The organism is Ktedonobacter racemifer DSM 44963, assembly GCF_000178855.1.
In the GTDB taxonomy this organism is placed as follows: Bacteria; Chloroflexota; Ktedonobacteria; order Ktedonobacterales; family Ktedonobacteraceae; genus Ktedonobacter; species Ktedonobacter racemifer.
Window position 1 is genome coordinate 2,289,790 of sequence record NZ_ADVG01000001.1, and the last position, 22,190, is coordinate 2,311,979.

Genomic DNA, 22,190 nt, shown 5'->3' on the forward strand with positions numbered 1-22,190 from the left:
CCACTTTTGTAGTGAGTGATAGCATTTTCTGGTGCTGTCACATGAGGTAGTTTTCTGCTTCGGCTGCTATGCTAGCTTGTATTTATTACAACTGCCTGGCGGCAAAAGAGTAACAACATGCGTGATATCCAGCAAGAAAGCGACGTTTATCTGCCCTCTTCAAAAACATCCCAGGTATCACTTAGGGTAAGAGCGTCCCTATAGACGCTCGCCAACATAGGCTCCTGCTCCCAGGCACGAAAAAACTCGCGGATCTCTGGCTGGATAAAAAGATGCTCAAGAACAGCAGTCATAACTACATCGGTTATCTGCTCGTCACCTCGGCAGCACAAACGCGCCAGCAGATCCCGTAGCGCGACAACGGTTGCGTTCTGCTCCTCCCGCTGGTTCCAGGCACGCTGGAACCAGGAACGCAGCGTATCGCACGCGGAGAAGCGCCCATCGGCATAGAGCGTCTCACTATTCTCAATGACACAGCGCTCCAGGTAACAGGAACCAAACGCGACGATCTCAGAGAGATCTGGCGCTTCCAGGCGTCCAGGGTGCTCAAAGAGGCAGTCCCAGAGATAGCCCTGCGCGTCACGGCAATCTGAGGCCATCCAGGCATGTACCTGCTCAAGCGGGGCCGTGGTTCCACTGTGGTACCAGCGCTCCATCGCGCTCACGAGGTCAGCGCACCCTGATCCTATGTTCTGATCCATGCATCAATTTCCATCCATTCATCGATTCTAAAAAAATAGCTCCTTATCTTCCGCTCAGCCCCATTCCACATTCAGTATAGCGTTCTGAGATACCTGAACAATCATCCTCGCTCTACGCTAAACCTGTACACCACCACGCCAGGCTTGCTCCACATAGGCCAGGTTCTGCGCTAACGTGCGTGTACCGTCAACGACTACCACATTCAAGTGATATTGCCGCGCTTCCTGGATTACGGCACGCGCGAAACCGCTATCGCGCTGCATCCAGTTCTCAAAGGCCTGTTCAGGATCACGACACTCCCTCACTACCTCTCTGGCCCAGGCACGCTGCCGATAGTACGTTAACTGGAAATCTACAGTTGGGACCATCCACATCGCCCTTGATCTCTCGCACAAAAGAGGGGCAACCAGCCCCGGCAAGAGGGCCGCTCCCTCGGCCAGAATAGGGACGTCACGCGGCAATGCCTCAAGGTCGCGCACAATCAAACGCCACTCATCATGGTAGAAAGCAAATTCTTCGCGAATCTGCTGCTCGACGCTTCTCTCAAGCCAGAGGGCATCAGGCGCCAGGCGGCTTAAGTGATAGAGCGTTGGCTCATGTGTCACAGTCGCCTCCTCAGCGTGCCTGGCATACGCGTCATCACAGCGGTACAGCCGCCAGCCATAACGTGTAACAAGTTCATCCGCAATCGAGCTTTTCCCCGCACAAGGCGAGCCACCCAGCCAGTAGACATGCCGCAAAGCTTGCTTCAATCTCTCAATTTCTTCTAGCATTATTTCTCCCAAATTACTCACAATAAGAAAAAACGCTTATTTAAAATTTCCTACTTGAACACAAAATTGATGTAACAAAAACCGACAATGCGCGTCTATACTATATAAGGGGATTTTATCCCTCCGCGACCTACCTCTTTTCCTTATTTACCAGGCAACCAGCCCACGCCAATACAAGGATATCAACGATGGCCTTAGAAGCGCTCTACTGCGCCTATTGCGGGGCAGGTAATTCACTACAAGACGCCACCTGCTTCGCCTGCCAACGCCAACTAACGCTACCTGAGAGCGAGGAGGAGACGCCTTTTCTCGTTGGAGAGCGCTATCTCATTCTGGCACAGGTTGGCCTGGGTGGCTTTGGCGCGGTCTATAAAGTGCTGGATACGCAGGAGCAGAATACTGTCCGTGCGCTAAAGCAAATCAACCTGCGCAACCTTACTCCCCAGCAGGCCATCGAGGCGACGGATGCCTTTAATCGCGAGGTAAGCCTTCTTTCGCAGTTGACGCATGCCCACCTGCCACGCGTCTATGACCACTTTACCGATCCCGAGCACTGGTACCTGGTCATGGGTTTTATCGAAGGCCAGACACTTGAAAGCTATCTTGAGAGCCAGGGGGCACCTGGGCATTCGGCTCAGCCAGCGCCTCTCCTGGCTTTTGAAGAGATTTTCTCAATCGCGCTACAGCTCTGTGATGTGTTGAGCTACCTGCACACCCGCCAGCCCCCGGTTATCTTTCGCGACCTCAAACCCTCCAATATTATGCGCAGCCCATCGGGCCAGCTCTATTTGATCGACTTTGGCATCGCCCGCCATTTCAAACCGGGCCAGGCCAGAGATACCATCCCTTTTGGCTCCCCCGGCTATGCCGCGCCCGAGCAATATGGCAAGGCCCAGACAACACCCGCCTCAGATATCTACAGCCTCGGCGCGCTCCTGCATCACCTGCTCTCGGGCGAGGACCCGGCGGAGAACCCCTTTAAGTTCGCCCCCTCATACGCTTATAGACAGGCAGGCGTTACTGAACTAGCAACGCTCGTTGAGCGTATGGTGCGCCTCGATACCACTGAACGCCCCTCCACCATCGCCGAGGTCTATCACGAAATCCTGCGCATCGCGCGCAACCAGGGCATTCGTACTGCATCCCTTATCCTTAGCAGCAACCAGCAGGCACGCCCCCATACGCCAACACAGCCACTGGGTATGCCTGGTACAGCGCCAGGGGCAGGTCAAGTACAGGTCCAGGTTCAGGCCCCCACCTCGAAGCATTCCCAGCCGGGGCGTCGCTTCTCGCGGCGCGCCATTGTCGCGGGGGGCCTGACCCTGAGCGTTGTCACAATCGCTGGCGGGGCGACCATTGGCGGTATTCAAAATCTTATCGCATACCTTAAAGCGCAAGAAACTGCGATTCCAGAAAACGTTCTCAATGATCCGAAAATTATCTATTCCAGCGCCATCGCTCCTGATGGGCGCACATGCGTTAGTATTGCTACGAATATCTTTCTCATCTGGTACATACATACGGAACAAACAATCTGGGCTGGGAAAGCGGACATCATACCGCAGGTCCGTCCTGCCTGGTCGCCTGATAGCCAGCGCTTTGCTACCGCCGTTGGTGATGGCAGTATCACGATCTGGGATTGGCAAAAGCAGCAAAAAGCACAAATTGTAGAGCCAAATGCGTATAGCTCCGCAAACGAAGTAAGCACACATCTGGCCTGGTCACCTAATGGCAAATACCTGGCAATAGCACAGAAGGATGGAGAAAGCCAGGTGACACATTTCCAAATACTTTATCTCCCAACTAAACAAGTTATAGCTAACTATATAACACCCCACGAGGCCATACTCGGACTTGATTGGTCACCTGATAGTAAAAGATTGGCAACCAACAATACGCACAATACACTGCAAGACTGGGAGATAGGAGTCTCTCGCCAGCCCACTCATACATATATGTTTCCTCAGACCCAAAGTAATCCTCCCGACCACAACGATGCCGTCGTTCGCTGGTCGCCCGACGGGAGATGGATCGCCGCCGCGCCCTATGCAGGACCACTGAGCCTCTGGTCACCCACAACTAAACAGGCATTTACCTTCGATCCTATCGCTAGCGAACCGAGATCTATTTTCTCTGACCTGGCCTGGTCGCCTGATGGACGCACGATAGCCGCAGTCGACCAGAAAAACATCGTTTACTTTTGGGATACAAATACAAGAAAATTGCTGGGTTCCGTACCGGGGCCAGAATCGGGCTATGGCGGGTCAACACTCTACTGGAACGATAACCAAAGCGTTCTTGTCATCGTGGGATACAAATACCCGAAAATTGTTGGGTTCCGTACCGGGGCCAGAACCGGGCTATGGCGGGGCAACACTCTACTGGACCAATAATCAAAGCATTCTTGTCATCGACAGACACAGAATTGTCTTCACAATTCCCAGACCTACAACCATGACCATCTCGCTTAAGGCCATGCCAGCATGGCCCCTACGACTCTGTGGGGGCCATTGGCCTGGTCATATGGGGATCAGGCGAGGAAGCTCATGCCATGGGCCTCGAAGAAATGGTCAGTCCCAACTGGCTCCAGATCGCCGTGCTCATTATGCGCGTACTGAGCGTGGATATCTCCGCGAGCGATGGCCATCAGGCCAGATGCCAGGCGGTCGATGTCGTCCTTGCTATTGGCAAGACCCAAGCTGGCCCGCACCATCCCTGGCAATTCGACCGGTAAACCTGTAAGCAAGCGTTCACGGGCCTCTGAGGCGTCCTCCTCGGAGATCCCCAGCAGGTGCGCCACGTAGAGATGCGCACAGAAACAGCCACTCCTCACGCCGACGCCCCACTCGTTCGCCAGCACCGCGGCGACTTTCTCATAGCTTTGGCCCCCCATGGTGAAGCAGAAGACGCCCAGACGATCCTCTTCACCTGCCAGCACCGATTCCCACGCAGGGCCGCGCAGGGTAAGGCCCGGTACTCCCTGCAAGCGCTGAATGGCATAGCGCGTCAACTCGCGCTCATGTTCCGCCACGCGCTCCATGCCGAAACGCATCAGTTCTTCCAGAGCGGCAGCCATCGCCACCACGCCAATCACATTTGGCGAGCCAGCTTCCTCTAGATCGGGACCCGTGGCCCACTTAATGCCAGAACTTGTCACCAGACAGGCAGTACCACCACCAACGAGCATGGGATCGCCATCGGCGAAGAGGGTAGCGGGAACCACCAGCGCTCCAGTTCCATAAGGCGCGTAGAGCTTATGGCCTGAAAAGGCTACGATATCGATACAATCAGCGGCCCCATATGTTCCCATTGAAATATGCCGATGTGGTGTCAATTGCGCGGCATCGACGGCGATCTTCGCGCCATGCGCGTGCGCCAGGCGCGCCACCTGGTGGACATCATTGACCAGACCCGTCACATTCGAGGCAGCACTGATGGTGATCAGCTTAACCTTCCCCTCATGCTGGTACAGGCGTTGCTCCAGGTCCGCCATGTCGATACGGCCATCCTCTGTAAGCTGCACCATTTCATGCTTCTTGCGGAACCAGGGCAGGAGATTGGAGTGATGCTCCATCTTCGTCGTCAAAATAAGCTCATCATCTTCCAGCAAGGTCCGGTGAGCCAAAAGATTCAAGGCTTCGGTTGTGTTGCGTACAAATACCACCACGTGCGTCTTTGGCGTCGTACCAACGAAACGCATTACGGCATCGCGTGCATGCTCGTAGAGGTGGGTCGAGAGGCGCGACTTATAGCCCGCGCCCCTGTGTACGCTTGAATACCACGGGAGGAAGTCATCGACGGCCTGGCGTACCTTGACCAGGGGCGGCGTGCTCGCCGCGCTATCCAGGTTTACGTACCTTACCTGCTCGCCAGTAATCAGGGGGACCTCGGTCTTTATACCCACCACGCGCGGGCGCGCATAGGCTGACTTTCTTGTTCCCTTTACGGATCGATCGGATCGATGCTCTGCGGTCGTTGTCATTAGCTCCATGTTCCTTCCCAGAAAATACAGCTTCTTTTAAACCAGATATTCTCTACCTTGCCTAAAAGTATACCAAGAGTATCGCGCAAATATCAAGTTTCCCCACAAAATTTGTGATCTAATGTCGAGTTGATACACTTGATAATATAAGTCAAGTATTACTAAAGAGAAAGCCGCGCTGTGCCTCCCGAGGCACAGCGCGGCTTTCTCTTTAGTAATACTTGTTTATTCTTTTCTATCCCATAAGATATTGAAAACGATGTATGTTACACGCAGCACGTTGGAACCGCCCCCGTCGGTCCCAACAAAATATATCGCAAGGTTATGAGGCGTGCAGTGGTAAGACCTCCGGTCTTACCACAGCACGCCTCATAACCTTGCGATATTATATCTCCTCTTCGATGGCTCCGAGGAAGTGGAGTGCCTCGCGCTGCGCCTCTGAAAGGCCGATGACGCCGTAAATGTTTGTGCCTTCATAGGTCCGTGTGCTACGTAGAGTGCGTGTACAGGCGCCACTCGCCACGTCCCAGAGCTTGATTGTGCCATCATCGCTGCAACTAGCTAGCTGCGCCCCACCTGGACGAAAGGTTACCGACCAGATCCAGCCTTCATGTCCACGCCATACCGCCAGGCAGCGCCCCGTCTGCACCTCCCAGAGGCGAATAGTCTGGTCGTGGCTGCCCGTGGCAAGCAGCGTGCCGTCAGGGTGAAAGGCCAGCGTGCGTACCCAGCCAGTATGTCCATCCATGATACGTAGACAGGCTCCACTCGCTACGTCCCATACCCGCAGCGTTAGATCGTCGCTGCAACTGGCCAGATAGCGCCCATCCGGGCTAAACTCTATAGCCCAGACACGATGGGTATGACCGGTAAATTCGCGCACCACCTCGCCCGTCTCGCTGTCCCATAAGCGAATTACGGGATCATCAGTGCCACAGGCAAGTTGCCTGGTGACTGGATGAAAGGCGACCTTCCAGATATACCCGGTGATACCCTCTATGCGTCTGAGCAACTGGCCAGTGGCGACCACCCAGACGCATACCGTCAAATCATGGCTGGCACTGGCAAGCAAGGAGCCATCGGCACTGAAGACGACTGAGCGGACCAGGTGTGTGTGGGCACGTAAGATACGAAGGCAGTGCCCCGTGCGCGCGTCCCAGAGACGTACCGTCTCATCCTCGCTTCCGCTGGCAATAGTAAAGCCGTCCTGGCTATAGGCAACGGTGCGAACGCGATTCTGATGTCCACGCAACGTACGCAGGCTACGCCCAGTCTCTACCTCCCAGAGGCGAAGGGTGCGATCCTCGCTCCCACTCAATAGCAGGTGCCCATCTGGACTATAGGCCAGCGCCTTCAACAGGTCGGTATAGCCGCGTAAGGTACGCAAACAGAGCATACTCCGCCGGTCCCACCAACGGATTGTGTCATCCTCGCTGGTACTGATGAGTTGCGTAGTGTTGGGGACGAACACTACGGACCAGATGCGACTCCCGTGGGCATGTACCTGGTGGATGCGCTGATGGCTTGCCATATCCCAGAGATTCAGCATCTGGTCGTCGCCTGCGCTCGCCAACAAGGTACTATCGGCACTAAAATGCATGGTACGGACGCGGCTCCCCTGGCCCTGCAATACCGCGACTTGCTCGTAATCCTCCGTTCGCCACAGCCGAATCGTGTGGTCTTCGCTTCCAGCCGCCAGCAAGCGTCCATCAGGGCTGAAGGCCACGACGCGCCCTGCCTGGCTCGGCCCAGCCAGGGTCGCGACATGCGCACCTTGCTCATAATCCCACAGGCGTACTGTCGTCTCATCTCCAGTTGAGGCCAGCAATGGCAGGCTGGGATGGAAGACCAGGGAGCGCACCCGCTGACTATGTCCATCCAGCACGCTCTCTACATGCCCGTAAAAGGCATCCCATAGATAAATGAGCCGATCTTCACCCGCGCTGGCTACATAGCGTCCATCTGGGCTAAAGGCAACGGTGCGCACCTGGTCGCGATGCCCATGTAAGATATGCTGGCAGGCTCCACTCTCGACCTCCCAGAGACGCACCGTATGGTCCTCGCTCCCACTCGCCAGGTAGCGACCGTCCGGGCTAAAAGCCAGCGAGCGTATCTCCTCGCTATGCCCACTACAGGTCAGGACAGGCGTGGCATCATCCGTCCTCAAGACATGGATGGTCCCGACAGTCGTGCCAGCCGCGAGCAAGCGCCCGTCCGGACTCACCGCCAGGCACAGTATCCAGGCAAAGGAGTCGTTAAGCGCACAGTTCAAGAGCGTGGCGTGTGCCAGGTTCACAAAGGCAAAGTCGCTACCTTGCAGATAAGCCTGGCGAATGGTGAGCGATGAGCAGTCCAGTCCTTGCAGGTTCGCACCTAACTCCACAAGCAGGTTCACAATGTTTCCGGCTCCATAGCCGCTTTCCAGGCCCTCCCCCTCGCGCAAGCGGTCCAGCAAGGACCGCAAATGGTTCTCACAATGCGTATGCCCTAATGTGGCTAGCAGGCGCTTGAGCAGCGGTTGGACAATCAACCGCACCTGGCTCTCACGGATGTAGTCGCTGGCCTGCGCCTTCATTACCGCGTAGCCGCTACATCCCGCCAAGTCCCCCCCGCGCAGGCACACAAACAACAACTCGACCAGGCGTTCAATCATAAACTCCATAATCACGGGCTGCAAGGTAAAACGATGCTCGACGCTTATCTCCACCATCGAGCGCCGCCGCAGGGAATTAAGCGCGTCCAGAAGCGCCCCTTTCGCAACTGGGATGACCAGGTCGTCACTCAAGGTCTGGAGACTGACGGGTTCGCGCTCAATCGCCAGCCATTGGAGCAGGTCCTGCTCCAGGCTGGAGAGACGATGAAATTGCTGCTCCAAGAGTTCTGAAATATCCTCAAAGATGGCCTCGCCCTCACGGAGAAACTCGCCAATATAGCCATCAAAGAGTTCACGAATGGAGGCCGAGACAAGCTTGAGCGCCAGGGGATTGCCCGCGTACAGCTGTAGAAGTGCCTCCCATTCGGCATCTGAGCCAGTCAGTTCCTTCTCCTGCAATAGCTGCTGGCTCTCGGCTACTCCCAGCGCTGGCAACACAAGTGAGCGCACGCGGGCGCTCCCCCCCTCCAGGCGCGTAATCTCCTTCGGCTTCTCGCGACTAGTTAGCAGCAAACAGCTCTGATGGGGGTGGGTGCCGAGATGGGTCAGGAGTTGACCATACGCTTCATAGCCAGTGAGATAGCGCCCGGCCTGTTCGCCTCCCTGAAGAATCGATTCCATGTTATCGAGAATCAAGAGGCAGCGCTTCTCAGCGCAACATTGCAAGAGGCGAGCGAGGGAGGCTTCAAATGACAGGGTCTCAGTGGGAGTCAGCGCCCCCAGGTGTTGCAGACAGGCGCGCATATAGGTTTCAGGGGTAGGCGCATTCTGGAGCGAGAACCAGTGGACGTATGAGAAGGCACTTTTGAGTTGCTCAACGATGACGCGCGCGAAGGTGGTTTTTCCCGCGCCGCCCATCCCCAGAAACGCTACGATTCGACAGCGCTCCTCAAGTATCCAACCTCTGAGGAGTTCTTGTTCTACGTCCCGGCCAAAGAACTCCTCGACATAGGGAGCCTCGCCCCACTCTTCATGACGAGGTGTCATCTCCAGGCGCTGCTCGGTATGCATCGCAGGTGCTGGCCCCGCTGGTTGTGGGGTGGCTGCCTGCAACTGCGGCAATTCTTCTCCCATCTCAGGTACCAGAGTATCCTCAAACAGGCCCAGAGTAAGCGCGTCTTTCTGAAAAAAATGGGTCAGCCGCTGGACATAATACGGACTGGGAAAGGCCTCTCCTCGCTCCCAACGCCCTACGGTTTTTGTATCACACTGGAGCGCAGTCGCGACCTCGCTCTGGGATAATCCGCGTAGCTTGCGCTCACGTCGCAGGTTTTCATACCAGACTGCCTGTTTCTTCATCCAATTCCCTTTGCTGCAAATGGTCCTGGCATTCTAAAAAAAGCGAACGATGTCCCTTAGATGTCCCCCACCTGTCCCATATATGGGGTTCTCCCACCAACGTGCTTAGAGTATCTTCAAAACAGGAGCCAGCTACAAAACAATTGTTTTTGTTAGCATAACAAAGTACACTCAATACTACAATATATTTGCAAAAACATCTAACGTATTCTATTTCCAGGTGGAGGAATACACTATGCGCTCGTCGTTCGCCTCAATCCCCCTTACTCAGCTTGCGCAGCGGCTCACAACTGAGATACATGAGCGCGGGAATCTCGCTGAAGCGCTCCTGCACATAGCAGAGCAGGCGCGTACCCTCTTTACACCTGATATCTGCATCCTGACCGCCTATCATCCCGTCACAGGGACGTTTCACTACGCACGTGCCCTCTACGCCGAGAACCAGCAGAGAGACTCGTCGCCTGCCACGCCGCGCGCGCATATTCTTCGCGAAGAGACCATAGCCCCCTCCCTCTCGCGAGAAGTTCAGGAGATCCAGCCAGAAATCCTTTATGTCTCAGACTTGCAGGCAGCGCCTCTCTATCACTCCAACTATACACAGGCAGAGCAGATACACTCCTTGATCTCTTTTGCTCTGAGCAATCGACCAGGTCACCCTCCTTTTGCGATGCTCACCCTGGCCTTCCGTGAATTATCCCAGGCAACTTCTCTCGAAGAGGAGCTATTAAAGCAATTTTCCAGGTTGGCAACGTTTGTCTTACAAGAGACATGGATGCTGCAACGTTACCGCGAGGCGACGCATATCGGGCAGGTCCTCAACCAGGAGGTTATATCCATTGATACTCTGCTTCCTACCCTCTATCCACTCTTAAATAATCTGCTCGATGCTCGCCATGCCCTGATGTTGGCCATCTACCAGGCCCCAACGCATACGCGTGACCTCTATGGCATCGATGAAGGGAATGCGATTCGTGAAGGAGATCGCCCACCTAGCGGGGCCAGCCAGTATGTCTTACAAACACGCCGCCCCGTCCTGGTCGAGCATCTCAGTAGCCAGGCTCAGCAGCTCCCTTTTCATATCGCTCCGGTGCATGGCACCTTGCCCAAGGAATCCTTTATCTTTGTCCCCCTGCTACTGGGGGAAATTCCCCTGGGTGTGCTCTCCGTCCAGCATCCCCAGCCATATACCTACACGCATGAAGATATGGCTATCCTACAAGTGCTGGGCAACCATATCCTCATGGCTATCAATAATATCCGCCTTTATGATAGTCTGACACAGCTTAATGAGGCAGGTCGCCTGCTCACCAGCCAGCTCCATTATCCCCTTAGAGAGATCATCGAGCGCATCCAGATCGCAAGCGGGGCCAAACGCGTTGTTCTGAAGCCCACCCTGGTCGGCACTACCTATGACCCAACACCACCAGAGCGCCTCCTGAGCGGCGAGCCATCTCATATCCTCAAGCATGAACCCCTGGTGAGAGACTGGCAAGAACAGGTGACCGAACATATGACCTTCCATCCCCATACCCTTTTTGAGCCTACATGTAGCTCGACCCGTGAGCCACTGCTCAAAAGAGTTCGGCTCCCCCTGGTCCAGGAAGGCATCAAATCGCTGGCCATTGTGCCCTTGCGCGTGGACGTGGAAGCGGTTGGCGTCCTCTTCATCTTCTACGAGCAGAGCCAATATTTCGACCGGTCGCAAAAGCTGCTAATTGAAGGCCTGGCCCACTTTGCCGCCATCGCGATCCGTAACGCGCAGACCTTCAATAGTCTCCTGCAACGCCGGGTACGCGAGCTAGAAATCTTACAACGCATCGATAAAGAGCTGAATAGCACACTCGACCTGGAGGCGCTTCTAGAGGCGCTCTTACACCAGGCCCTTACCTATGTCCCCGTCGAAGGGGCATGTATCATGCTCTATGATCGCAAGAAACAAACACTTGAGGCCAAAGCCGCCTATGGGACCCATGCCGTTCTAAAACAACCCTTTAAAATCCCCTTCTCTGAGGGGCGCGGCCTGACCAATTGGGCCATTCACTACAAACGTTCAGTGCGCGTCGATAACGTGCATAGCGATGCTCCCTGGAGCAGCCTCTATATCAATAAGGTGCCTGATACCAACTCCGAATTAGATATTCCCCTTCTCAATGGCGAGCAAGCCATTGGTGTGCTCAATTTTGAAAGCACGCGTATCGGCGCATTTCACCAGGAAGACCAGGAATTTCTGGAGACGCTGGCGGGACAGGCCGTACTGGCCATTACCAAAGCCCAGGCCTATGAGCGAGAGAAGCGCCTCGCCAACGAACGGCAGGCACTCTACGCCATTAGCAAGGAGCTTACCAGCCAGCTAGAAACGAAGCGTGTCTTTGCGCTTATCCTCGATAAAGCACTCGAACTCATGCAAAACAAATCGCGTACGGGCTGCCTCATGCTCTATGATCGCGAAGAGCAAGTCCTCTGGATGGCTGCCGAGCGTGGCGTCTTACCAGATAAGAAAGGAAGGGAACATAGCGTGAACGAAGGCATCGTCGGACAGGTTGCCCGCACCAGGCAACTGTTGAATATCGATCCCTCACAGCCAGGCTGGAAAGAGATCTATCTGCGCTACATTCAGGATACACGCTCAGAGCTGGCCGTACCGATGCTCGTCAATGGTGAGCTCAAAGGTGTGCTCAATATCGAGAGTCCAGAAGAACAGGCCTTTGATGAGAGCGATGAGCGCCTGCTCCAGGGACTGGCCGACCTGGCGATTGTCGCCTTACGCAACGCCGAGCTTTACCAGGAGGCAGAGAAGGAGAAGCAACACTTCGCCCTACTGTATCGCGCCAGTCGCGAATTGGGAGAACTCAACGATATCAGCCAGCTTGAGCAAGGATACCAGATCGTTTTTCAGCTAGCGGAACACTATAGCCAGAGCTATGTTGAGCTGTGCCGCTATGATGAGCACGCTGATGCACTCCAGCGTCTGCGCTTCTCCGCACCAGGCATCCTGCATGAACATGGACCCATCAGCACCGCTGAGCGGCACTACCAGTCGATCCTCAAACATCATGAGAAGATCATTATCGGCAAGCAGGCCTATACATCCACCTCGCAGCCAGAACCCAGAGATGGTCAAGCCATGCTCCTCCTCCCCATTCGTTTCGACAGACGCCTGTATGGCACGCTCGCCCTGGTCCATCGTGAGGCGGGACACTTTGGCAAGACCGATATCGAATTCTATGATAGCCTGGCTCAGCAGCTTGGGAGTACCATCTATCGCCTGGAAGCGTCACAGGCCCGGTTAGAGTCCGAACAGCGCGCCAGGGCCGCCGAGGAGGTGAGTCTGATCGGGCAATCGGCCTTCGAGTTGACACATCGCCTGGGCAACGATCTGGGCCTGGTCGAAACCTATATTTCTAGCATTAAACGACGCCTGGACTATCATCATATGCGTGATGAAATTATAGAAAGTAAGCTCGATAAGACGGAGAAGTCGGTACGTACGGTCCTTGACCTGAGCACAGAACTCAAAGAAGTGATCACAGATCCGGGTCCCGGTGCTGCCGACGAAAAAATCTCTATCTCACCGAGTACGCTCCTTGAGAACGCCATCCTCCAGAGTCACATCCCGGCCCATATCGAGGTACATCAAGATATCGCGCCAGATGTTAACCAAGCGCATGTGCGCGAAGCCCTGGTACATGACATCCTACGTAACCTAATCAATAATGCGATAGAGGCCATGCAGCGGCAACCCGCTGGACGCTTAAGCCTGCGTGCCTATAACCAGAAGGATAAGGTTGCCATCCAGGTTCGTGATAACGGCAAGGGCATTGAGCCACACATCAAGAACAAGGTCTTTAGCCTGTTCTACTCCACCAAGGGCAGCTCGGGCTTTGGCCTCTGGAGCGCCCGCCGCAATGCCTTGCGTCAGAATGGATATCTCTGGTTTGAAGACAACCCCGATGGCCCTGGCGTCACCTTTACGCTACTGCTACCAAAGGAGTAGAAAAAAGCGCTCATCTTTTCAAGAAACGCAATGACACATCGTCTAAGAGGTAGAGAGCGTGACGCGTAATCAGTTCTGGCAAAGAGAGGAGTTTAGAAACAGTTTTGACATAAGCACTAAATTATGTTAAAATGTGTTTATGAAGAACACATACGATATCCAGGCATTCGGAAAACTTATTGGCAAGTCCACCAAAACGCTCCAAAAGTGGGACCGTGAAGGCAAATTAGTTGCTCACCGTTCTCCACAATCAAACAGGCGTTACTATACGCACGATCAGTACCTTGAGTATCGTGGGTTAAAAGCGCCTGAACAGGGACTTACCATTGTCTATGCCCGCGTTTCAGGAGTCGCACAAAAGCCTGATCTTGCCAATCAAGTTGCAGCCTTGCAAGCGTATTGCATTGCGCATGAGATTTCTGTTGATGAATGGATACAGGATATTGGCAGTGGACTCAACTACAAACGCAAACACTTCAATCGTCTCATGGAGATGGTAGAGCTTGGACAAGTGAGGAGAGTTGTTCTTGCCCACCGAGATCGGCTTGTTCGCTTTGGCTATGAGTACTTTGAAGCCTTTTGTGAGCGGCATCATACCGAACTTGTGGTTATCAATGGTGAAAATCTTTCGCCTGAGCAAGAGCTTGTACGTGACCTTCTCGCCATTGTGACTGTGTTTAGTGCTCGACTTCATGGACTACGTTCTTACAAGAAAGCGATTAAAGATGCTGCTTTGCAAAAAGATCAAGATTGAAGTGAGCGAGCAAGACGTCGCCACGCTTGAATTCATGCAGGGCAAATGTCGGGGATTGTACAACTGGTGGGTGATGCGGCTCAGAGAAGGCGAGAAGTGGGATCTCTACGAAGCGAAACGAAGCTTGCAAGAGAGCAAACAGCATGATCCTGAGCTCGTTCAGGTCTATGGTAAACTGCTGCAAGAGGTCTACTACCGCCTTCATGGTGCGATGAAAGCCTTCTATCGCAGAGTCAAAGCAGGAGAAACGCCCGGTTTCCCACGTGTACGCCCACGTCACTGCTTTTTCACGCTCTGCTATCCTGCAATGTATCTCAAGATTGAAGGCGATACGCTCATTCTGCCTACTGGTGGTGGGGGGAAACATGGGGCAAAGGTGTATCCCAACATTGTTGCACGCCTCACAGAAGCGCCCCCAAAGGGTTTTCGTGAAGTGGCGATCAGTCGCGATGGCAGAGGCAACTACTCTGCCTCATTTGTCAGAGAGCGCAACGAGAAACGGCACGAAACAGAAGGAACGGTTGCTTTTGATCTAGGCATCAAGACTCTGGCAACCGGTATTAACGAGCAAGGCAGAGTCTATAGCATTGGCGGCTTCAAGGGGGCACGTTGGCACAACAAACAACTGGATAAGATTCGGTCAAAGCGTGACAAATGCAAGAAAAAGTCACGTCGCTACCTCCACTTGAGCAAGGTCTACAAGCGCGTTTCGCAGAAGAAGCGCAATAAACAACAGGATAGTCTTCATAAAGCGTCACACTTGATAGCCCACAAACTGGTTGAGAGAACTATTGTGGTGGGTGATCTTTCCCAACGACAAATGGTCATGAAAGAGCATCGAGAGCGCAACAAACACCTCAATCGTGCAGTGTTCAATGAGTGGGGCTTGTACACTTTCATTCAAATGCTCACCTACAAATGCCAGTTGTACGGGAAGGACCTTCACTTTTTAGATGAGCGCAATACCTCCAAGCAGTGTAGTGGCTGTGGGAATCTGCAAGCCATGCCACTGTGGAAGAGAACGTATTGTTGCGTCGAATGTGGACTCGTCATGGATCGCGATGAAAATAGCGCGCACAACATCCTGACGAGGTTTTTTGCTCGGCAAGAGCCACACACTCAGGCTCGTCCTGAGTGCGGTGTGCTGCATGCGACCCAAAGCGGCGTAGAAGTCAAAGGGGCTTCCTGTAAGGGGCAAGTGCAGCAATTGAATCTATTTGAGGGTGTGTAAGCACTTTTGAGTAGATTTAGAAAGGCAGTACTGGACAATGGCACAGCAGCGGCATGGACGCATACTCATTGTAGATGACCTGCCTCAATGGCGTGAAGAGCTTACAGAGATCTTGCAGGCCGAGCATTACCTGGTCGACAGCGCGGCCACTATTGACGCGGCTTTCCAAAAGCTACAGGACACCTTTTTCCACCTGCTCATTCTCGACTTGCGCATGAACTCATCGGATATTAGCAACTTTGAAGGCGTCGCCATGCTCAAGATCTTGAGCCAGTACAGCCTCAATGACGCGCTGCAAATTGTGATTCTCTCGGCACACGGTACCTTCGACCATGTACACGAGGCCTTTCATGATCACAAGGTAGCAGACTTTCTGCCCAAGGATCGTTTCAGTCCCGATAAACTGCTAACATGCGTACGCGAAGCACTAAAAAAGATCAACCTGGAGCTAGAAATCCACTGGGAGCCACTCGAAGCCGAAGAACAGGTGCTCTCACACATCGATATCCAGCGTGAACGGATTCGCCCCGGCACCCAGCGCTATCAGCAGGTACGTGAAGAACTGGCAGATCTTCTTTGCCGCCTTTTTGGCACGGCGAACAGTGTTCTGGTCAGGCCCCTGGCCCCGGGTTTTAGTGGCACAGGGGTCATGCTCGTGCAGCCCTTTAATCCGTATGGTGGGGCACGTGTCGTGGTCACCAAATTTGGCGCAACGCAGAAGATCGAGAAGGAGAACACCAACTTTAATACCTATGTTCTCCCCTTTATCGGTGGTGGGCGTAACACGATGGTCCAGAGCGTGCGCTATACGCCCTTACTGGGAGGTATCATCTATTCGTTGCTCGGAACGGCGAATGAGCGATTGGAAGATTTTGGCACCTTCTACCAGAAGTCAGACAGCGAGGCCATCCAGCAAGTTCTCGATAATCTCTTTTTCGATACCTGTAAATCCTGGTACGCGAATTTGGGACGCCAGCAGCTCTGTGATCTCACCGAAAACTATAACCAGACCTTTGGCGAGGTCTCGCGTCCACTGGAGGAGACCCTGGATGGCCTGATTGTACCTCACCCCAAACAGCGCTTCTCGTTACGCGCCCTCGACGATGAGCGCACATTCACCGATCCGCTGCCCGCAGCAACACGCCCCTTCCGGCGCTCCACCTATATCAGCACGACGCATGGCGATCTCAACCAGCATAACATTCTCATTGACGAGGAGCACCGGACATGGCTGATTGACTTCTGTAGCACAGGTCAGGGACATTACCTACGCGACCTGGCGATGCTTGACTCTGTCGTGCGCTTCCAATTACTGACCTCGCGCGCAGCCTCGCTGGAGGAACGCCTGCACATGGAGGAGGCGCTCTGCCGCATCACGCGTTTCACCCAGTTAGCACAGGCTGAAGCTACCTTCCGAACAGAGAACGCCGCTCTACGCAAGGCCTATCTCACCGTCATCCACATTCGCCGTATGGTTCGCCACCTGGATAGGCTCAGCAATGACGATATGAGCGAATACTTTATCGCGCTTCTTCACAACGCCCTGCGCACACTGACGTTCTCGACCCTCTCGCCCCAGCAACGCCAGCATGCCCTCCTCTGCGCCAGCCTGCTCCTGGACAACATCGATGGGCACAAATAAAACACTTCGGCAATTGACCGCTATTAACTCTTCCTTGTGAGTATTAACGGATAGTTTGCGTAGTATATGGCAAATACAAACTAGACTTCAATAAAGGCTCGTTTGTATGTTAAGATACGTATATATCCCCAAGCAAGCCAGCGGCAAAGGAAACGCATTCTCAAACTGTTGAAGAGGTAGCGTAAAAATAAGCATGAGGGAACATGCTTATGCAGCCAGACTCAACACGCTACCTGTTCGCCCTTATCTGCAAGGAGGATCAAATGGTCAAACGACCTGGTTCACGCTTCCTGACAATACTTGTCGCGCTCTCCTCGGTGCTGATGCTCTTCGCCAGCGCCTGCGCCCCTCAGGGGACGCCAACTACCAGCAATACGAGTAAACCACAGCGTGGTGGTATCTGGGTTGACGATTTGTTCAACGAACCAGACGCACTCATTCCTAACGCGTCAGTGCAGACATTCGCAAACATGGTAGATGGAACGCTTTACTCCGCGCTCTTTGAAGGCGATGCTTCCGGACAGATTCATCCCGCGCTCGCCACCGAACTGCCAACGCAGCAGAACGGCGGGATCAGCTCCGACCTTAAAACCTGGAAGTTCACCCTCAAACCTGGCTTGAAATGGTCTGATGGACAACCATTGAACGCCGACGATGTGTATTTTAGCTGGAAGACCTGGACCAACCCGAGCTTCGCAGCCGCCAGCACCGTCGCCTTCCGCCTGATCGAGTCGGCGGATGTCTCTTCTGACAAGCTCTCGATTACATTCCACCTCTCGAAGCCTTATGCCCCCTTTATCGCGTCCTGGACCGATGGCGCTCTCGCGCCCCTGCCCAAGCATCATTTCGAGAGCATGAACCCAGCAGATATCAAAAAGACTGAGGGGCTCGATCCCCAGGTAACCAGCGGACCCTTCAAGATGAAGGAGAGCAAGCCTGGTGACCACTACACCGTTGTGCGCAACGACAACTACTACCTGGCCTCCCAGGGGCTGCCATACCTGGATGAGATCGTCTTCCGTGCTGTTCCCAGCCAGGATACCATTCTGAAGGACCTTCAGGCCGGAACTGCCGACTCGGCCTGGTTCCTGGACGTCACCAAAACACCATCCTACAAGGCCCTTTCGAACTACGAGATCGTGACCAATCCCTCCGCGAGCTATGAGGGCCTGCACATTAACTCCAATAACCCCATCTTCAAAGACATTAATGTGCGTAAGGCCATGGCGATGGCCATTGACCGCCAGCAATTACAGCAGGTGGCACGCCTGGGGCAGGCCATCCCTCTCTGTACCGATCATGGTCCCGCCTATCATCCTGGCTACCAGCAAGACTTGCAGTGTCCTCCGTTTGATATCGCGGGCGCCAACAAAGTCCTCGATGACGCTGGCTGGAAGCTAGGCAGCGATAATGTGCGCCAGAAGGGTGGGCAACGGCTGGAGTTCCAGTATTCGACTACGGCCAACAACCGCTGGCGCGAGAAAGACCAGGCCTTGATCCAGGCCGATTTCGCCAAGATTGGTATCAAGCTGGACATCACCAACTATCCCGGTAGTACCTTCTTCGGGCCTTTCCTCAAAGGAGGACAACCTGGAAAGTATGACCTGGCGGAGTGGGCCAGTTCCTATACCTATGATCCCGATGACGCCGCCTCTTTCGCCTGCAACCAGATTCCACCACATGGGCAGAATCTGAACTTCTTCTGCGATCCAAACCTTGATCAGCTCTTCCAGCAGGAGCAGGCGATATCCGATCCCACGCAGCGCCAGCAGGTCTTTAACCAGATTCACCAGGCGATGCTGGACAAGTTACCGTTTATCGGCCTCTACAACCTGATCGACCTTGAAATCCATAAGAAGGGTACACACAACTATAAGCCGGGACCCTTCGCCAACTCCGAGACCGTTGGCGCGGCCCAGTGGTGGTGCGACAACGGCAAGTGCCCCGCCTAGACTGATAGCGCGTAGAACGCGAAATAGCTTGAGTGCAGGTGGTGGTTCTCTGGACTTCGTCTGGAGAACCACCACCTGCACTACCCAGGGATTGCAAAGCATAATTGAAATACCCTCATACTATTCCTGGTGGCTATGTTACACTATAGACGTTAGTTGTCCACATACCTCTAGCAGTACTGGAGATCTCTATGGGACGATATGTGACCAGGCGCTTGCTTCAAGCGCTTCCACTCCTTTTCCTGCTCTCCATCTTTATGTTCACCCTCATCCACCTCCTGCCGGGTGGCCCTGAAGAGGTGCTCTATAATCCAAATCTGGATGAAGCGGGACGCCAGGCCTTACGCGCCAGCCTGGGATTGGATGACCCGATACCTATCCAGTACCTTAAATGGCTGGTGAGCGCGCTGCACGGCAACTTTGGTTACTCATTTTTCACCAACCAGACCGTCTCCTCCGTAATTCTCGATCACTTTCCATCGACGCTGGAGCTCTTCTCTCTGGCCCTCCTGCTGGCGCTCATCATCGCCATCACACTGGGAACGCTCTCCGCGACGCGTCAGGGGAAACTGACAGATTATCTTGTGACGACGCTGACCTACGTAGGTATCTCGCTACCTATCTTCTTACTAGGCCTGCTCATGCAGGAGGTTTTTTCGCGCTGGCTTGGCTGGCTACCTCCATCGGGGAGCACAACCGCAGGCTACACCTATGACTTTTTTAATGGTTTGCTCGACCATCTCATTCACCTCATCCTGCCTATGACCGTCCTGGCCCTGACCTTTACCGCGCGCTGGAGCCGCTATATGCGCTCAAGTATGCTTGAAGTCACGCGCCAGGATTATATCCGCACCGCCCGCGCCAAGGGACTCCCCCCCATTCCGCTCCTGCGACGGCACGCGTTGCGCAACGCGGTTATCCCGCTGATTACGGTTGTCGCCATCGACTTTGGCTCGGTCGCCGGCGGCGCGGCGATTACCGAAAGCGTCTTCGCCTGGCCCGGCATGGGAAGACTCTTCCTGGACTCGGCAGAGCACCGCGATTATCCCGTCCTGCTGGCGATTCTGATATTGAGCGCGGTCTTTGTGGTTCTCTTTAATCTGCTAGCGGATATCCTCTATGCCGTGATGGACCCGCGCATACGCTACGCATGAGGAGGTATTTGTATGGAGACACCCAAACAACTCGACATGACACCTGAAGACGAGCTAGAACCCCTGCTCGATGTCACGCCAGAGCTTGCGCGCAAGCGGCGTAGCCAGGCACGCATCATCTTTGATCGCTTTGTACGCAACCGCGCGGCAACTGTTGGCGCCTGCTGCCTGATCCTGCTCTTCCTCTTCTGCTTTGTAGGGCCGATTATCACCGGACATAACAACGCAACGCAGCCCGCCCTGACCGATCCCTCGGCCGCGCCCTCGTGGCAGTATCCCCTTGGCGCGGATGACCTGGGGCGCGACCTCTTCGCGCGCGCGGCGATTGGCGGCCAGGTCTCGCTACTGGTGGGACTCTCCTCCATGTTGGTCGCGATCATCCTTGGCACCACCATTGGCGCGTTGGCTGGCTTCTATGGCGGCTGGATCGATAATGTCCTTATGCGCGTGACCGACGTCTTCCTCTCAGTCCCCACCTACCTTCTGCTCTTCGTGCTTTCGGCTTCGTTTACTAATGGATCAACACTGAGCATTATCACGCTTATCGCAGTCTTTGGTTGGACCACGGCTGCTCGCCTGGTGCGTGGCGAGTTTCTGGCCTTGAAAGAGCGTGAATATGTGATGGCGGCGCGTACGATTGGCGCCGGTGACTTCCGCCTGATGTTTCGCCATATCTTACCCAATGCCATCGGCCCAATCATCGTGAACGCGACCCTGCAAGTAGGCAATAACATCATCCTGGAATCGGTCCTCAGCTTCTTTGGCTTTGGCGTCAAGGTCCCCTTCCCCAGTTGGGGCACACTTATCAACGACGGACAGGGACAGCTTGATATCGATCCCAAGCTAGTGTTTATTCCCGGCATTCTGATCTTCCTGACCGTCCTGAGCTGCAATCTGGTGGGCGATGGTCTGCGCGATGCCCTCGACCCCCATATGACTGAGCGCTAGTAGCGAAAAAGGGAAGCAACCATGAGTGAGTATCTCTTAGATGTCCAGAATCTCAAGACCTATTTCAAGACGAAACAGGGCGATGTGCATGCCGTCGATGGCGTCAACTTTGGCATTCGGCCCGGCGAGAAAGTGGCCATCGTCGGCGAGAGTGGCTGCGGCAAGAGCGTCACTGCACTCTCAATCATGCGCCTAATTCCCCAACCGCCTGGAAAGTATGCCGATGGAAGTATCATCTTCGCGGAAGACGACCTGCTCAGCGTGCCTGAGAGCGAGATGCGTAAGATACGCGGTGCCCAGATCAGTATGATCTTTCAAGACCCCATGACCTGTCTTAATCCAACAATGAACATTGGCAACCAGATTATCGAGGCCTTGCGCATTCACCTCAAGGTCTCGCAGGGCGAGGCACGCAAGCGCGCGATTACCCTACTGGAGCAGGTTGGCATTCCAGCGGCGGCGGAGCGCCTCAACGCCTATCCTCACCAGTTCAGCGGCGGCATGCGCCAGCGCGTCATGATCGCTATAGCCCTGGCCTGCAACCCGCGCCTGCTCATCGCCGATGAGCCAACCACAGCCCTGGATGTCACCGTACAGGCCCAGATTCTGGAACTCATCAGCCAGATATGCACAGAGTTTCAGACAGCCCTGATGCTTATCACGCATGATCTGGGGGTTGTCGCGGGCATGACCGACCGCGTCATCGTCATGTACGCGGGGAAAGTCGTTGAAGAGGGGCCAACCGACGAGATTTTTGCCAATCCACGCCACCCCTACACACTTGGTCTGCTGGCCTCTGTCCCCAGACTGGATGAAGCGCGCCAGGTAGAGTTAAAAACTATTGAGGGCGCGCCGCCTGACCTGCTGCATCCCCCCACGGGCTGCCCCTTTATGCCGCGTTGCCTCTACGCCCGGCCAAAGTGTCGCGAGATGCCGCCCCTGGAGGCCATACCTGGGAACACTGCACACCATAAGGCCTGCTGGCCCGATATCACTGATCCCAAGGAGAAGGCATACGCGGCCCGTAGACAGGAGGCACGCACTGAAGCCATGCGCCGCCTGGGCCAGGAAAGCATCGAGAAAGTTCTGCATTCAAGCTAAAGGGG

Annotated in this window: 13 protein-coding genes; 9 read left to right on the forward strand and 4 right to left on the reverse strand. The window is 54.6% G+C overall.

Going from position 1 to position 22,190, the window contains the following annotated elements:
- Positions 1-146: 146 nt before the first annotated feature.
- Positions 147-701 (reverse strand): hypothetical protein, encoded by a 555-nt coding sequence (locus KRAC_RS09960; RefSeq protein ID WP_007906592.1) that lies wholly within the window; start codon positions 699-701, stop codon positions 147-149.
- A gap of 117 nt (positions 702-818) precedes the next feature.
- Positions 819-1,475, reverse strand: coding sequence for a hypothetical protein (locus KRAC_RS09965; protein ID WP_007906594.1), 657 nt, complete (start codon positions 1,473-1,475; stop codon positions 819-821).
- A gap of 188 nt (positions 1,476-1,663) precedes the next feature.
- Between KRAC_RS09965 and KRAC_RS61210 the strand changes: the two genes are divergently transcribed.
- A complete protein-coding gene (locus KRAC_RS61210) occupies positions 1,664-3,868 on the forward strand; it encodes a serine/threonine-protein kinase (RefSeq protein WP_007906596.1) in 2,205 nt (734 codons plus the stop codon).
- A 137-nt stretch (positions 3,869-4,005) separates the two neighbouring features.
- Here KRAC_RS61210 and KRAC_RS09975 read toward each other — a convergent pair whose 3' ends face one another.
- Entirely contained in the window at positions 4,006-5,457 is a 1,452-nt protein-coding gene (locus KRAC_RS09975) for an aminotransferase class V-fold PLP-dependent enzyme (protein WP_007906597.1), read from the reverse strand.
- A 385-nt stretch (positions 5,458-5,842) separates the two neighbouring features.
- Positions 5,843-9,409 carry a WD40 domain-containing protein gene (locus tag KRAC_RS09980; RefSeq protein ID WP_007906598.1) on the reverse strand — a complete coding sequence of 1,189 codons (3,567 nt, stop codon included), beginning with the start codon at positions 9,407-9,409 and terminating at the stop codon, positions 5,843-5,845.
- A gap of 235 nt (positions 9,410-9,644) precedes the next feature.
- Between KRAC_RS09980 and KRAC_RS09985 the strand changes: the two genes are divergently transcribed.
- From KRAC_RS09985 to KRAC_RS10020, 8 genes are all read left to right on the forward strand, one after another.
- The gene (locus KRAC_RS09985) at positions 9,645-13,403 is read left to right on the forward strand and encodes a GAF domain-containing protein (RefSeq protein ID WP_007906606.1); all 3,759 of its coding nucleotides are present in this window, start codon (positions 9,645-9,647) and stop codon (positions 13,401-13,403) included.
- Positions 13,404-13,542: 139 nt separating this feature from the next.
- A complete protein-coding gene (locus KRAC_RS09990; protein ID WP_007906609.1) occupies positions 13,543-14,157 on the forward strand; it encodes an IS607 family transposase in 615 nt (204 codons plus the stop codon).
- Positions 14,129-15,388, forward strand: coding sequence for an RNA-guided endonuclease InsQ/TnpB family protein (locus KRAC_RS09995; protein WP_007906611.1), 1,260 nt, complete (start codon positions 14,129-14,131; stop codon positions 15,386-15,388). The genes KRAC_RS09990 and KRAC_RS09995 overlap by 29 nt, the downstream gene beginning before the upstream one ends.
- A 37-nt stretch (positions 15,389-15,425) precedes the next feature.
- The gene (locus tag KRAC_RS10000) at positions 15,426-17,030 is read left to right on the forward strand and encodes a response regulator (protein ID WP_007906613.1); all 1,605 of its coding nucleotides are present in this window, start codon (positions 15,426-15,428) and stop codon (positions 17,028-17,030) included.
- Between the two features lie 263 nt (positions 17,031-17,293).
- The gene (locus tag KRAC_RS10005; protein WP_157506373.1) at positions 17,294-18,982 is read left to right on the forward strand and encodes an ABC transporter substrate-binding protein; all 1,689 of its coding nucleotides are present in this window, start codon (positions 17,294-17,296) and stop codon (positions 18,980-18,982) included.
- 191 nt (positions 18,983-19,173) lie between these two features.
- Complete coding sequence (locus KRAC_RS10010) at positions 19,174-20,136, forward strand: ABC transporter permease (RefSeq protein WP_007906616.1); 963 nt, start codon at positions 19,174-19,176, stop codon at positions 20,134-20,136.
- Positions 20,137-20,148: 12 nt separating this feature from the next.
- The gene (locus tag KRAC_RS10015) at positions 20,149-21,084 is read left to right on the forward strand and encodes an ABC transporter permease (protein WP_007906618.1); all 936 of its coding nucleotides are present in this window, start codon (positions 20,149-20,151) and stop codon (positions 21,082-21,084) included.
- Between the two features lie 21 nt (positions 21,085-21,105).
- Positions 21,106-22,185 (forward strand): ABC transporter ATP-binding protein, encoded by a 1,080-nt coding sequence (locus KRAC_RS10020; protein ID WP_007906620.1) that lies wholly within the window; start codon positions 21,106-21,108, stop codon positions 22,183-22,185.
- The last annotated feature ends 5 nt before the right edge of the window (positions 22,186-22,190 follow it).

Excerpts from the sequence above, each read along its gene's own strand:
- KRAC_RS09980 (WP_007906598.1), bottom strand. The coding sequence starts at position 9,409 with ATGAAGAAACAGGCAGTCTGGTATGAAAACCTGCGACGTGAGCGCAAG.
- KRAC_RS09975 (WP_007906597.1), bottom strand. The coding sequence starts at position 5,457 with ATGACAACGACCGCAGAGCATCGATCCGATCGATCCGTAAAGGGAACA.
- KRAC_RS09985 (WP_007906606.1), top strand. The coding sequence starts at position 9,645 with ATGCGCTCGTCGTTCGCCTCAATCCCCCTTACTCAGCTTGCGCAGCGG.
- KRAC_RS09995 (WP_007906611.1), top strand. The coding sequence starts at position 14,129 with ATGCTGCTTTGCAAAAAGATCAAGATTGAAGTGAGCGAGCAAGACGTC.
- KRAC_RS10000 (WP_007906613.1), top strand. The coding sequence starts at position 15,426 with ATGGCACAGCAGCGGCATGGACGCATACTCATTGTAGATGACCTGCCT.
- KRAC_RS09990 (WP_007906609.1), top strand. The coding sequence starts at position 13,543 with ATGAAGAACACATACGATATCCAGGCATTCGGAAAACTTATTGGCAAG.
- KRAC_RS10010 (WP_007906616.1), top strand. The coding sequence starts at position 19,174 with ATGGGACGATATGTGACCAGGCGCTTGCTTCAAGCGCTTCCACTCCTT.
- KRAC_RS61210 (WP_007906596.1), top strand. The coding sequence starts at position 1,664 with ATGGCCTTAGAAGCGCTCTACTGCGCCTATTGCGGGGCAGGTAATTCA.
- KRAC_RS09965 (WP_007906594.1), bottom strand. The coding sequence starts at position 1,475 with ATGCTAGAAGAAATTGAGAGATTGAAGCAAGCTTTGCGGCATGTCTAC.
- KRAC_RS09960 (WP_007906592.1), bottom strand. The coding sequence starts at position 701 with ATGGATCAGAACATAGGATCAGGGTGCGCTGACCTCGTGAGCGCGATG.
- KRAC_RS10005 (WP_157506373.1), top strand. The coding sequence starts at position 17,294 with ATGGTCAAACGACCTGGTTCACGCTTCCTGACAATACTTGTCGCGCTC.
- KRAC_RS10015 (WP_007906618.1), top strand. The coding sequence starts at position 20,149 with ATGGAGACACCCAAACAACTCGACATGACACCTGAAGACGAGCTAGAA.
- KRAC_RS10020 (WP_007906620.1), top strand. The coding sequence starts at position 21,106 with ATGAGTGAGTATCTCTTAGATGTCCAGAATCTCAAGACCTATTTCAAG.